The 11390-nt window shown below is 60.3% G+C and carries 14 protein-coding genes and 3 tRNA genes; 13 read left to right on the forward strand and 4 right to left on the reverse strand.

The window, feature by feature from the left end:
- Positions 1 to 29 precede the first annotated feature (29 nt).
- Complete coding sequence (locus GH983_RS06980) at positions 30 to 1004, forward strand: MliC family protein (RefSeq protein ID WP_153762017.1); 975 nt, start codon at positions 30 to 32, stop codon at positions 1002 to 1004.
- A 27-nt stretch (positions 1005 to 1031) separates the two neighbouring features.
- Here GH983_RS06980 and GH983_RS06985 read toward each other — a convergent pair whose 3' ends face one another.
- From GH983_RS06985 to rlmB, 3 genes are read right to left on the reverse strand one after another with little or no spacing between them, the layout of a single operon-like run.
- Entirely contained in the window at positions 1032 to 2246 is a 1215-nt protein-coding gene (locus tag GH983_RS06985; RefSeq protein WP_069041586.1) for a glycosyl transferase, read from the reverse strand.
- A gap of 38 nt (positions 2247 to 2284) precedes the next feature.
- Positions 2285 to 3079 carry a mannosyl-3-phosphoglycerate phosphatase gene (locus tag GH983_RS06990; RefSeq protein ID WP_153762018.1) on the reverse strand — a complete coding sequence of 265 codons (795 nt, stop codon included), beginning with the start codon at positions 3077 to 3079 and terminating at the stop codon, positions 2285 to 2287.
- Positions 3079 to 3960, reverse strand: coding sequence for a 23S rRNA (guanosine(2251)-2'-O)-methyltransferase RlmB (rlmB, locus tag GH983_RS06995; protein ID WP_069041584.1), 882 nt, complete (start codon positions 3958 to 3960; stop codon positions 3079 to 3081). The genes GH983_RS06990 and rlmB overlap by 1 nt, the downstream gene beginning before the upstream one ends.
- Before the next feature lie 218 nt (positions 3961 to 4178).
- Between rlmB and GH983_RS07000 the strand changes: the two genes are divergently transcribed.
- The 4 genes from GH983_RS07000 to GH983_RS07015 all read left to right on the forward strand — a co-directional run bounded on the left by GH983_RS07000 (position 4179) and on the right by GH983_RS07015 (position 6366).
- Positions 4179 to 4263, forward strand: a tRNA-Tyr gene (locus tag GH983_RS07000).
- Positions 4264 to 4284: 21 nt separating this feature from the next.
- Positions 4285 to 4358 (forward strand) — tRNA-Gly (locus tag GH983_RS07005).
- A gap of 224 nt (positions 4359 to 4582) precedes the next feature.
- Entirely contained in the window at positions 4583 to 5758 is a 1176-nt protein-coding gene (gene tuf / locus GH983_RS07010) for an elongation factor Tu (RefSeq protein ID WP_069041580.1), read from the forward strand.
- Positions 5759 to 5829: 71 nt separating this feature from the next.
- Complete coding sequence (locus tag GH983_RS07015) at positions 5830 to 6366, forward strand: hypothetical protein (RefSeq protein ID WP_153762019.1); 537 nt, start codon at positions 5830 to 5832, stop codon at positions 6364 to 6366.
- Positions 6367 to 6376: 10 nt separating this feature from the next.
- On the opposite strand, the gene GH983_RS07020 is transcribed toward GH983_RS07015, so the two are convergent.
- On the reverse strand, positions 6377 to 6751 hold the full coding sequence (locus GH983_RS07020) for a pentapeptide repeat-containing protein (protein WP_153762020.1): 375 nt from the start codon (positions 6749 to 6751) through the stop codon (positions 6377 to 6379).
- A gap of 235 nt (positions 6752 to 6986) precedes the next feature.
- Here GH983_RS07020 and GH983_RS07025 point away from each other — a divergent pair, with 235 nt between their 5' ends.
- From GH983_RS07025 to rplL, 8 genes are all read left to right on the forward strand, one after another.
- Entirely contained in the window at positions 6987 to 7616 is a 630-nt protein-coding gene (locus tag GH983_RS07025) for a hypothetical protein (RefSeq protein ID WP_153762021.1), read from the forward strand.
- A gap of 117 nt (positions 7617 to 7733) precedes the next feature.
- Positions 7734 to 7809 (forward strand) — tRNA-Trp (locus tag GH983_RS07030).
- 179 nt (positions 7810 to 7988) lie between these two features.
- Positions 7989 to 8189, forward strand: a complete 201-nt coding sequence (gene secE, locus GH983_RS07035) for a preprotein translocase subunit SecE (RefSeq protein WP_054149598.1) — start codon at positions 7989 to 7991, stop codon at positions 8187 to 8189.
- Between the two features lie 16 nt (positions 8190 to 8205).
- Positions 8206 to 8736 carry a transcription termination/antitermination protein NusG gene (gene nusG, locus GH983_RS07040; protein WP_054149597.1) on the forward strand — a complete coding sequence of 177 codons (531 nt, stop codon included), beginning with the start codon at positions 8206 to 8208 and terminating at the stop codon, positions 8734 to 8736.
- 149 nt (positions 8737 to 8885) lie between these two features.
- Entirely contained in the window at positions 8886 to 9317 is a 432-nt protein-coding gene (rplK, locus tag GH983_RS07045; RefSeq protein ID WP_006728786.1) for a 50S ribosomal protein L11, read from the forward strand.
- A gap of 2 nt (positions 9318 to 9319) precedes the next feature.
- Positions 9320 to 10015: a 50S ribosomal protein L1 gene (gene rplA / locus GH983_RS07050; RefSeq protein ID WP_054149596.1), complete on the forward strand. Its 696-nt coding sequence runs from the start codon at positions 9320 to 9322 to the stop codon at positions 10013 to 10015.
- A 342-nt stretch (positions 10016 to 10357) separates the two neighbouring features.
- Positions 10358 to 10876 (forward strand): 50S ribosomal protein L10, encoded by a 519-nt coding sequence (rplJ, locus tag GH983_RS07055; RefSeq protein WP_054149595.1) that lies wholly within the window; start codon positions 10358 to 10360, stop codon positions 10874 to 10876.
- A 69-nt stretch (positions 10877 to 10945) separates the two neighbouring features.
- Complete coding sequence (gene rplL, locus GH983_RS07060; protein WP_054149594.1) at positions 10946 to 11320, forward strand: 50S ribosomal protein L7/L12; 375 nt, start codon at positions 10946 to 10948, stop codon at positions 11318 to 11320.
- The last annotated feature ends 70 nt before the right edge of the window (positions 11321 to 11390 follow it).

Below are 11390 nucleotides of genomic sequence, written 5' to 3' on the forward strand. Positions count from 1 at the left end.
GGTCTCGGCCGACAGCCGATGGAGATCCGATGCGCAAGACATTTCATGCCGGTCTGGCTTTGGCCGCGACTGCCTTGTTTCTGCTGCCGGCCGAGAGCCGGGCTGCCGACATCAAATATGCATGTGAAGACGGCACCTCGCTCACCGTTGCGTTCAGCGACGCGCAAGCCGAGGTGACGATCCCCGACGGCACGAAGATCGGGCTGCCGCAGCAGGAGGCGGCGAGCGGCTTCTGGTATTCGAATGGCCGCTACGAGATGCGCGGCAAGGGCGAGGAAATACAGTTTGCCATCGGCCGCATGGCGCCGGTCACCTGCCGCAATGCCGGCGAGGCGGCGGGTCAGTTCGATCGCGCCACGCGCGCCGAGGTCGAACTCGCCGAAAAGGACACAGGCTCTGACATGAAGGGCCAGCTCACCTGCCTGCGCTATCCGAACTTCGCCTTGAAAGAACTCGATCTCGGCGAAAAGGGCGCAGCAGGGATCTACATCGCGTCGTCCGAGGGCCCCTGCCAGCTTAATCCGACGCTCGACCGCAAGATAGAGGACGACACGGCCGGCTATCTCTGGGGTGCGGTCGGTCCCTATGCCTTCTTCCGCGGTGCCGATGGCTGGAATGGCGGCCTGCCATTCGTCGTCTATGACGCCCGCACTGGTGCACGACTGATTGAGGATCTGATTGCCGGCGATTTTGCCGCTCTCTCCCTGGTCGGAGAGGAGCTTACCCTGCGCTATCGCCGCACCTATGCCGCTTCCTGTTCCTTGCTGGCGGCTCCGGAGACCTGTGCTGCGACCATCCGCCAGGAGCTTGGTCTCGCTGCCGATCGTCCTATGCCCGATTGCCGCCCCGCCTATCAGCCGGCAATCGATGCCGATCCGGACGCTGCCAAGGCGATCGAAGCCTGGCCAAGCGTCATCGACTATCCGGTCGAGCGCAAGCTTTCGGCATCCGGTACGTCCTTCGTTGCCGTGGATGGCGACCTCGTCTGCCGTCCTTCCATGTGAAGGTGAAGGCCGGCAGAAGATTCCCGTTCAGTCTTCGGCATCGAGTCGCGCGGCATCCTGTATGTCGCGCAACAGGTCGGGCAGGGCGGCCTGCACGCGGTTCCAGCTCGGCATGAAGGGCGTGGTATTCGGATTGTCGAGATAGACCTGGCCCGCCTCGATCAGGTTCGCCGCAAACAGCTCGACAGCCTGTTCCTCGCGATGCCGGTCGGTGGTGAGTCCGTTCATCCGGGCATCGTGGTAATAGGTTTCCACCAGATCGAGTGCCGTCCTGTAATAGGTGGCCTTGAGCGTCCGGAAGGCGTCATTGCCGAACACGACCCCGTCGGTCGCGAGCTTGCGGTAGAGCGCCTTGGTGATGTCTACAGACATGCGCGACAGGCCCTTGGCCGCATCCTCGGGCGAGAGCGGCTGGTGTTTGTGGTCATATGAATCGGCAATGTCGACCTGGCAGATCGACTGGGTCGAGTAGTTGCGCCACATTTCCGAGAGGACGCCGATCTCCAGCCCCCAGTCGGAAGGAATCCGGATATCGGAGAGGATTTGGGTCTGCATGGCAAACTCGCCGGCGAGCGGATAGCGGAATGCCTTGAGGAAGTCGATATAGGGGTGGTGTCCGATGACCTTCTCCAGGCTGAGCAGCAGCGGCGTGACCAGCAGCCTTGTCACGCGACCATTGAGCGATCGGTCGGCGATGCGCGGATAATAGCCCTTGGAGAAAACGTAAGGAAAACGCGGATTGGCGACGGGATAGACGAGCCGTGCCAGCATGTCGCGCGAATAGGTGGTGATATCGCAGTCATGCAGGGCAACCACGCCGGCCTGCCGGGCGGCCAACACATACCCCATGCAGAACCAGACATTGCGTCCCTTGCCGGGCTGGTCGGGCGAAAGGGCCTCGGCCTTCAGTTTCTCGTCGACGGCACGCAGCCGGGGCCCGTCATGCCAGAGAATCGTATGCTTCTGCGGCAGCCGCGAGAAGTATTGCTTCGCATGGCGGAACTGCTGTTGGTCGGCCTGGTCGAGGCCAATGACGATCTCGGATATGTAGGGTGCCTGCGACAGCTCGGATACGATGTGTTCGAGGGCAGGGGCCTCAAGTTCGGAATAGAGCGATGGCAGGATCAGCGTGATCGGTCGCGAGGCGGAAAAGACGGTGAGCTCTTTCTCCATCCGTTCCAGCGATCGCTCCCTGAGATTGTGCAGGGTGGCAACCACGCCGTTCTGGTGAAAATCCGCCATGTCTAATTCCTTTCGTGATGAAGCCGGTTGCTGCCGACTCAGAGAAACCCCGTGGCAACGAGTTGGTGGATCATGATGTTCCAGCCCTCCGGGCCGATTTGTTCCGAGCGCAGGATAAAGCCCCGCTCTTCCCGCTCTGTGACGGGCAGGGCCTTGTGTGCGGGATTGGCGATGATGATGCCGCAATCGGCGGCTTCCAGCATCGCAAGATCGTTCGGCGCATCGCCGAGCGCGACTGTGCGGATTATCTCGCCGCCGTTGAGGCGCTGGTAATGTGCGACGACCTCGGCCATGCGCTCGGCCTTGGAGGTCTTGGGCATCAAGGTGAAGAAGCGTCCGCCCTGCACGGCGCTGAAACCTTGCGCGTCAAGCAGCGCGATAAATGCCTGCCTCTGCACCTCGGTGCCGGTAAAGCGCCCCGGCTCGGAAAAGTGCCGTTGGCGAGCAAGTTCGGCTGCGGTGAATGGCAGCCCGGTCTCAGAGGCGACCCGCGCCGTGTCCCAGTCACCAAAGCCTTCGAAGCAGGCGCCGAGCTCCTTAGGTAATTCCCTAAGAAAAGAACGTATGGCGCTGTAAGGACTCTGCAAATGCCCCTTGGAGAAGGCTGTTTCCGTATCAAGTCCAACGACGCCCGCGCCGTTTTCGACGATCATCGGATGGGTAATGCCGATCGCTTCCGCGATCGGTCGCATCTCTGCTTCTGTCTTGCTGCTGGCGAGAATGACGGGAATGCCGCGTAACGCCAGTAGATCGAGCGCCGGCCGCGCCGCCTCGAAGGAATAGCTGTCGTGATCGAGCAGCGTTCCGTCGAGATCGGTGAAGACGAGCTTCATCAGCCCTTGGCCGCCAGATGCTGGCGTGAGGCGTAGAGTGCAATCGCCGCCGCATTGGAGACGTTGAGCGACTTGATGGCGCCGGGCATGTCGAGGCGTGCGAGTGCCGATACGGTTTCACGCGTCTTCTGTCGCAAGCCCTTGCCTTCGGACCCGAGCACCAGCGCAATGCGGTCGCCGGTGAGCGTGCCTTCCATCGGGGCCGGTCCTTCCGAATCGAGTCCAACCGAGAAGAAGCCGAGCTTGTGCAACTCGCCCAGTGCATCCGAAAGGTTGGTGACCTGGATATAGGGGATGAGTTCCAGCGCGCCGGAAGCCGACTTCGCCAGCACGCCTGATTCCGTCGGGCTGTGCCGCTGGGTGGTGATGACGGCACCCGCATCGAAGGCGACCGCGGAGCGCATGATCGCGCCGACATTATGCGGGTCGGTCACCTGGTCGAGCACGAGGATCAGCGGACTGTCCTTCAGCGCTTCCAGTCGTCTCGGGGGAAGTGGACGGGTTTCCAGCATCACGCCCTGGTGGATCGCTTCGGGACCAAGGATCTTGTCGAGGTCCTGCGGCGTCACCGTCTCGAAGGGGATGCCGAGGTTTTCCACAGACGAGATCTCGAGCCTTACGAGCGCATTCTGTGTCGCCGAAAGCTTGATCAGCTTGCGCTCGGGATTGTCGAGGGCGGCGCGCACAGTATGCAGTCCGTAGAGCAGGACCTGCTCTGGCGCGAGCTTCGGCGGCGTCCAGTCTGCATTGCTCTTGCGTGGCTTCTGCGGCCCCGGCGTCGGGATTTCGCCCCGCTCGCGCTTGGCATCGCGCACCTGTCGGCGCAGCGTTGCATAATGGGTGTCACGGGCGGTTTTTTCGGTTTTCGGATCTTTGGCCATGCGCCCTTATAGCGGCGGGCAGGGGACGGGCATAGACCCAGGCAGAAAATCCCCTGTGCGTCCGGGCATGTGTCTGGCCTATGAAACTTTTCGGAATTTTTCGTCAAACTTCGTGTTGACATGAGCCGGTTGGGCCGTCATATACCCGCCGCAGATCAGGGGGCGACGCACTCTGGTCTGGACTAGAAAGCTTGGTCGCCAGATCCGGACGAAAGAATGGAGAGATGCCCGAGTGGTTAAAGGGGACGGACTGTAAATCCGTTGGCTCAGCCTACGTTGGTTCAAATCCAACTCTCTCCACCATTCGTCCTCGGATCTGAAAATGCGGGTATAGCTCAATGGTAGAGCAGCAGCCTTCCAAGCTGAATACACGGGTTCGATTCCCGTTACCCGCTCCAGACACCTTCCGATCCTAACGTCCGAATTTCAAACGGTTTTCCAGCGCTGCTTCGCCTTGCGTGAAGTGCTTTGCGCAGCTGCAGGATTCGGCTGTGGAAACCGTGCGTTTCGGCCTCCGGAAGGCTTGTTATTTAACGCTTGCGCATTGCGCATGAAAGCCTTAAACGGCGGGACCAAACCGGTTCGCCGGGGCAACCCCGTTTCGTTCACAGGAAGCATTCAAATGGCAAAGAGTAAGTTTGAGCGCAACAAGCCGCACGTCAACATCGGCACGATCGGCCACGTCGACCACGGCAAGACGTCTCTGACGGCAGCGATCACCAAGTATTTCGGTGAGTTCAAGGCCTATGACCAGATCGACGCCGCTCCGGAAGAAAAGGCACGCGGCATCACCATCTCGACGGCGCACGTCGAGTATGAGACGCCTGCCCGTCACTACGCGCACGTCGACTGCCCCGGCCACGCCGACTACGTCAAGAACATGATCACCGGTGCAGCGCAGATGGACGGCGCGATCCTGGTTTGCTCGGCCGCTGACGGCCCGATGCCGCAGACCCGCGAGCACATCCTGCTCGCCCGTCAGGTTGGCGTTCCCGCGATCGTCGTCTTCCTCAACAAGGTTGACCAGGTCGACGACGCCGAACTGCTCGAGCTCGTTGAACTTGAAGTTCGCGAACTTCTGTCGTCCTACGACTTCCCGGGCGACGACATCCCGGTCGTCAAGGGTTCGGCTCTGGCCGCTCTGGAAGACTCGAACAAGACGATCGGTGAAGACGCGATCCGCGAGCTGATGGCTCAGGTTGACGCCTACATCCCGACGCCTGAGCGTCCGATCGACCAGCCGTTCCTGATGCCGATCGAAGACGTGTTCTCGATCTCTGGCCGTGGTACGGTTGTGACGGGTCGCGTTGAGCGCGGTATCGTCAAGGTCGGCGAAGAAATCGAAATCGTCGGCATCCGTCCGACGACGAAGACGACCTGCACGGGCGTTGAAATGTTCCGCAAGCTGCTCGATCAGGGCCAGGCTGGCGACAACATCGGCGCACTTCTGCGTGGCGTGACCCGCGATGCGGTTGAGCGTGGCCAGATCCTGTGCAAGCCCGGCTCTGTCAAGCCGCACAAGAAGTTCATGGCAGAAGCCTACATCCTGACGAAGGAAGAAGGCGGCCGTCATACGCCGTTCTTCACCAACTATCGTCCGCAGTTCTACTTCCGTACGACGGACGTGACCGGCATCGTGTCGCTTCCGGAAGGCACGGAAATGGTTATGCCGGGCGACAACGTCACGGTTGAAGTCGAGCTGATCGTTCCGATCGCGATGGAAGAAAAGCTGCGCTTCGCTATCCGCGAAGGCGGCCGTACCGTCGGCGCCGGCATCGTCGCTTCGATCATCGAGTAATCGGTGATCTGATCGACCAGATCAAAGGGCCTCGCTGGAAACAGCGAGGCCTTTTTCGTTTGGGCAACATTATGATCATGACGGACTTGCAGCGCGAAGAGGTCTGCGCCTATCGCCACCAGAAGCGACTGGCGGGGTGCTGGGGGGCTTGTTTTGAAGTCGCCTGTTTCATCGAGCATCGCTATGGTTGGCGACGGGTCGATGGCGTCTATGCATTGCCGGACGGCCGCCCTGTGTTCCTGCACTCGTGGAACTCAATGCCCGATGGTTGCCTCCTCGATGGCACGGCCGACCAATTCGGCGAGGGGCTCGACATTGCCGTACACCCCGAGGGCACGCCAGACTTTTCACGGTATAGAGAAAATTACACGGCGGCACACAATCCGAATGAGATAGCTTGGCTCGCGGCACGGGCCTATGCCGGTATGTCCGATCAGACGTTCTGGGACGAGCAAGAGGCGCGGAAGATGCTGTTTCCCGGCTGGTGGCTTGCCGACGCGACCTCCTATCTCGCATGGTTCCGGAGGGGCGCAGCCATCTATCCGATGTTCGCGAAAATGCGAGATCGCTATCGCACACGTGGCTATGACATAGCTGGCCTGGAGTGATGTGTCGGCCTCAAGCCCGCTGCAGCAGCTGCTCTTCGGCAAGCCGCAGGAGATCCGTCACCAGGTAGCCGTTGATTGTTAGTCCCGTCAGATCGCATTCGGCAATCGACGTGCCGGCGAGGCTGGCGAATCGGATGGTGCTGCCGTTCAGGTCGACATGGGTGAGGCTTGCTGCATGCATCGCAACATTTTCCATGACCGCGGCATTCATCGCCACATTGCGGATCACCATCTGCTCGGCATTGGCATCGGTGATCAGGCTCCGGCCGAGGTCCACGTTGCTGAACACCGCTTCCTTGAGCGATACGTCGCTGAAGCGGGCTTCCGACAGGTCGGCATCGTCGAACTCGGAACCGGGCAGGGCGGCATTGCTGATACGGATCATGGCTGTCCTCCGCGAGGGCTCAAGGCCAAGTATCAGCCAAAGCCGAGAACATGGCAAGCGGGCGCCCGGCGCCACTCCTGGACCCGTAACGTCTGGAAACTCGTGACCTCCTCTCTGCATGGCTTCCATGCGCGCTTGCTACTTCTCGTCTGATTCCCGCTCGGTTACTTCTGAAACCATCCTGATTCGCCCAGGCCTGCCGTTGGCTGTGCCCCACATATCGGACGAACTGCCGATGGCCCGCTCACCTCTTGCTACCTGGTTGCTGATTGCGCTGCCCCTCTGGCCTTGGGCGGCTGCGGCCGAGGAAGGCGCCTTTGTGTGGAATGCCACCGGCTCTGCCGACGATCTTGGTATCCGCACCGGTGTCGCCCTCGATATGCCCGGGCGCCCTCGGCTCGGCACCGAATCGAACCTGCGTCGTGCCACCCGCACCGATTCGGGCACGACTCATCCGCCCATGCGCCTCTGGGGTGAGGTTGATCTTCGCAAGACTGCGGCAAACCCCGCCTCTGTCGGTCTCACGGTCGATCTCGTGACCGGTGCAGCCCGCGCAGCACTCCGCCAACACCGCGCCCTCGTGGACGAGGGCCCGGCGACGCTCTCGCTCGACCGCGCACTGGAGGCGGGACGCCGCCATGATGGCGACGCGGTGTTTGTCGCGCGCCAGAATCTCCGGCTTTTCCTCGGCGGGATAGATACCATCGTGACCGGCGGTGTGGTGATGGACAGTGCCGCGCCATTTCATGCCGAACTGGTTGTCGAGAAGCGCCTGCGGCCCGGCATCAAGCTGCGCGCGGTCATTTCCGATATTGCGCACGAACCTGCCGCGCGGCTCGATGCGCGGTTTGAGCGGAAGTGGTGAGCGATGCCATTGACCGCTCTGTGAAAAGCAGAAAAAAGACACTTGCCAATCCGGCGCGCCCGCCTTAAAGGGTGCTCCATGCATCGGACGGGAACGTTCCGGTCCGATGTAAGGCTTAGGGGTATAGCTCAGTTGGTAGAGCGGCGGTCTCCAAAACCGCAGGTCGTCGGTTCAAGCCCGGCTGCCCCTGCCAAGTCGCACGGCGCGCATCATGCTGCGACGAGCATAAGGATCTGGCAAAGCCGAAAGAGTGCTGGAGACGATTTCCTCTTGTGAAAAGGGGAATCGGTCTCTATGTAGGGTTCAAACAGACACGCGGTGCGTGGGGCTGACGAAGGTCGGCTTTACGCGCCGTAAATGCGTGGGCAATAAATGGCATCCAAGGGTAATCCATTCGCGTTTCTGCAGCAGGTTCGCTCCGAGACGTCCAAGGTGACGTGGCCCTCGCGTCGCGAGACCACGATTTCGACGCTCATGGTCCTGGCGATGGTGTTTTTCGCTGCGCTGTTTTTCTTCGGCGCGGACCAGCTGATAAGCTGGTTGCTCGGCCTTGTGCTGAGCGTCGGCAATTAATCGGGCGGAGACGAACATGGCGGCACGTTGGTACATCGTCCACGCGTATTCTAATTTTGAGAAGAAGGTCGCGGAAGACATCGAGAACAAGGCCAAGCAGAAGGGCCTTGATCATCTCTTCGAAAAGATCCTTGTTCCGACCGAAAAGGTCGTCGAGGTTCGTCGCGGCCGCAAGGTGGATAGCGAACGCAAGTTCTTCCCGGGCTACGTCATGGTGCGGGCGAACCTGACCGACGAAGCCTATCACCTGATCAAGAATACCCCGAAGGTCACGGGCTTCCTCGGTTCCGACAATAAGCCGGTTCCGATCCCGGATTTCGAGGCTGAGCGCATCCTGGGCCAGGTCCAGGAAGGCGTCGAGCGTCCGAAGTCCTCCGTGTCCTTCGAAATCGGCGAACAGGTTCGCGTCTCCGACGGTCCTTTCGCTTCTTTCAACGGGATCGTCCAGGACGTGGACGAAGAGCGCTCGCGCCTCAAGGTCGAGGTCTCGATCTTCGGTCGCGCGACCCCCGTCGAACTCGAATACGGTCAGGTCGAAAAGGTCTGATCGGAGAAGGGGAGGTAACTCCCCGACCCGCGTGGGAGGATGGCGGTCTCTTAAGCCGGACCGTCCAGACGCACCACGCAACCGCAGCCGCCAACTTAAAGTTGGCATAATGGATCGGGAAACCGGTCTGAAATGAAAGGCAGAGAGTAATGGCTAAGAAAGTTGCAGGCCAGCTCAAGCTCCAGGTCAAGGCAGGATCGGCTAACCCGTCCCCGCCGATCGGCCCGGCACTTGGTCAGCGTGGCATTAACATCATGGAATTCTGCAAGGCGTTCAATGCCGCCACGCAGGAAATGGAAAAGGGTATGCCGATCCCGGTCGTCATCACCTATTACCAGGACAAGTCCTTCACCTTCGCAATGAAGCAGCCGCCGGTTACCTACTGGCTGAAGAAGGAAGCAAAGATCACCTCTGGCTCGAAGACTCCGGGCAAGGGTGCGAAGGTCGGTACGATCACCAAGGCGCAGGTCCGCGCAATTGCCGAAGGCAAGATGAAGGATCTGAACGCCGCCGACATCGAAGGCGCAATGCTGATGGTTGAGGGCTCTGCCCGCTCCATGGGCCTGGAAGTGGTAGGTTGATCATGGCCAAGGTAGCAAAGCGTATTCAGAAGATCCGTGAAGGTGTTGACCCGACGAAGCTCGTCGCCCTCACCGACGCCATCTCGATGGTCAAGGAACGTGCCGTCGCCAAGTTCGACGAAACGATCGAAATCGCCATGAACCTCGGCGTCGACCCGCGCCACGCAGACCAGATGGTCCGCGGCGTGGTCAACCTGCCGAACGGTACGGGCCGTGACGTTCGCGTTGCAGTTTTCGCACGTGGCGCCAAGGCTGACGAAGCCAAGGCTGCTGGTGCAGACATCGTCGGCGCCGAAGACCTGCTCGAAATCGTTCAGGGCGGCAAGATCGACTTCGATCGCTGCATCGCGACCCCGGACATGATGCCGCTCGTCGGTCGCCTCGGTAAGGTTCTCGGCCCGCGTGGCATGATGCCGAACCCGAAGGTCGGTACGGTGACCATGGACGTCACGGGCGCCGTCAAGGCTTCCAAGGGCGGTGCCGTCGAGTTCCGCGTCGAGAAGGCTGGTATCATCCATGCCGGCATCGGCAAGGCTTCCTTCGACGCCAAGGCGCTTGAAGAAAACATCAAGGCTTTCGCTGACGCCGTCATCAAGGCAAAGCCGGCTGGCGCCAAGGGCAACTATGTCAAGCGCGTAGCCATCTCCTCGACCATGGGCCCGGGCGTCAAGATCGACCCGTCCACGGTTACGGCCTGATTATCAATTCGGCCGGGGCGAAAGCGCCGGCCTGACCAAGTTTCCGGCCTTTCGGGGCCGGAAATGCCTGGTGTCAAAACCAGGCACTCCTGTCCGAGATTGTGGGCGGCCTTAGGGCCTTAATACATGCCTGCATGAGACGGGTGAGATCCGGTATTTAAACGTCTGATGACGTCTTGAAGTTCGGTTCGAGCCTTATTCGCCTTTTGGCTGGAAACATTTTCCAACCGGAGGGGACAGGATCCTCAAGCGTCGCTTGGGATCTGATACATGGATCCCTTGAGGCAAAGGCAAACCCGGTGGGGCCTGCAGGATTGCGGTCCCATCAACTGGAGACAGACAGTGGAAAGAGCGGAAAAACGCGAATTCGTCACAGAACTGAACGAAGTCTTCAAGGCTTCCGGTTCGGTTGTTGTGGCCCACTATGCTGGTGTCACGGTTGCGCAGATGAACGACTTCCGTTCGAAGATGCGCGCTGCTGGCGGCACCGTCAAAGTCGCGAAGAACCGCCTGGCCAAGATCGCTCTTCAGGGCACGGAAGCCGAAGGGATCACCGATCTCTTCAAGGGCCAGACGCTGATTGCATTCAGCGCTGATCCGATTGTGGCTCCGAAGGTCGTCATGGATTTCGCCAAGACCAACGACAAGATCGTTGTACTGGGCGGCGCCATGGGAACAACCACCTTGTCCGCAGATGCAGTCAAGTCGCTTGCGACCCTGCCTTCGCTGGACGAACTGCGTGCAAAGCTGGTCGGCATGATTCAGACCCCGGCTACCCGCATCGCAGGTGTTGTGGCAGCACCGGCAGCTCAGCTTGCTCGCGTGTTTGCGGCCTATGCAAAGAAGGACGAAGCCGCGTAAGGCGGTTTTTCGCTGTTCATACCCTAACCCGTTCGCTTCGAACCGAACATCTATTAAGGAACTAGTATCATGGCTGATCTCGCAAAGATCGTTGAAGACCTCTCCTCTCTGACCGTTCTGGAAGCTGCTGAGCTTTCCAAGCTGCTCGAAGAAAAGTGGGGCGTATCTGCTGCTGCACCGGTAGCCGTTGCTGCTGCTGGCGGCGCTGCTGCTGCTGTCGTTGAAGAAGAAAAGACCGAATTCGACGTCATCCTGACGGATGCCGGCGCCAACAAGATCAACGTCATCAAGGAAGTCCGCGCCATCACCGGCCTGGGCCTCAAGGAAGCCAAGGATCTCGTCGAAGGCGCTCCGAAGGCTGTCAAGGAAGCCGTTTCGAAGGCTGAAGCTGCTGACCTCAAGAAGAAGCTTGAAGAAGCCGGCGCTAAGGTCGACGTCAAGTAATATCGGAATGCGGCGGGGGAAGTTTCTTCTCCCGCCCGTTTCCTCCGAACATATTACCCAGGAACCGTAT

This window comes from Agrobacterium sp. MA01 (genome assembly GCF_009650195.1).
Classification (GTDB): domain Bacteria; phylum Pseudomonadota; class Alphaproteobacteria; order Rhizobiales; family Rhizobiaceae; genus Allorhizobium.

Bases quoted from the DNA above. Each gene is read 5' to 3' on its own strand.
- GH983_RS06980 (WP_153762017.1), top strand. From the start codon at position 30: ATGCGCAAGACATTTCATGCCGGTCTGGCTTTGGCCGCGACTGCCTTG.
- GH983_RS06985 (WP_069041586.1), bottom strand. From the start codon at position 2,246: ATGGCGGATTTTCACCAGAACGGCGTGGTTGCCACCCTGCACAATCTC.
- GH983_RS06990 (WP_153762018.1), bottom strand. From the start codon at position 3,079: ATGAAGCTCGTCTTCACCGATCTCGACGGAACGCTGCTCGATCACGAC.
- rlmB (WP_069041584.1), bottom strand. From the start codon at position 3,960: ATGGCCAAAGATCCGAAAACCGAAAAAACCGCCCGTGACACCCATTAT.
- tuf (WP_069041580.1), top strand. From the start codon at position 4,583: ATGGCAAAGAGTAAGTTTGAGCGCAACAAGCCGCACGTCAACATCGGC.
- GH983_RS07015 (WP_153762019.1), top strand. From the start codon at position 5,830: ATGATCATGACGGACTTGCAGCGCGAAGAGGTCTGCGCCTATCGCCAC.
- GH983_RS07020 (WP_153762020.1), bottom strand. From the start codon at position 6,751: ATGATCCGTATCAGCAATGCCGCCCTGCCCGGTTCCGAGTTCGACGAT.
- GH983_RS07025 (WP_153762021.1), top strand. From the start codon at position 6,987: ATGGCCCGCTCACCTCTTGCTACCTGGTTGCTGATTGCGCTGCCCCTC.
- secE (WP_054149598.1), top strand. From the start codon at position 7,989: ATGGCATCCAAGGGTAATCCATTCGCGTTTCTGCAGCAGGTTCGCTCC.
- nusG (WP_054149597.1), top strand. From the start codon at position 8,206: ATGGCGGCACGTTGGTACATCGTCCACGCGTATTCTAATTTTGAGAAG.
- rplK (WP_006728786.1), top strand. From the start codon at position 8,886: ATGGCTAAGAAAGTTGCAGGCCAGCTCAAGCTCCAGGTCAAGGCAGGA.
- rplA (WP_054149596.1), top strand. From the start codon at position 9,320: ATGGCCAAGGTAGCAAAGCGTATTCAGAAGATCCGTGAAGGTGTTGAC.
- rplL (WP_054149594.1), top strand. From the start codon at position 10,946: ATGGCTGATCTCGCAAAGATCGTTGAAGACCTCTCCTCTCTGACCGTT.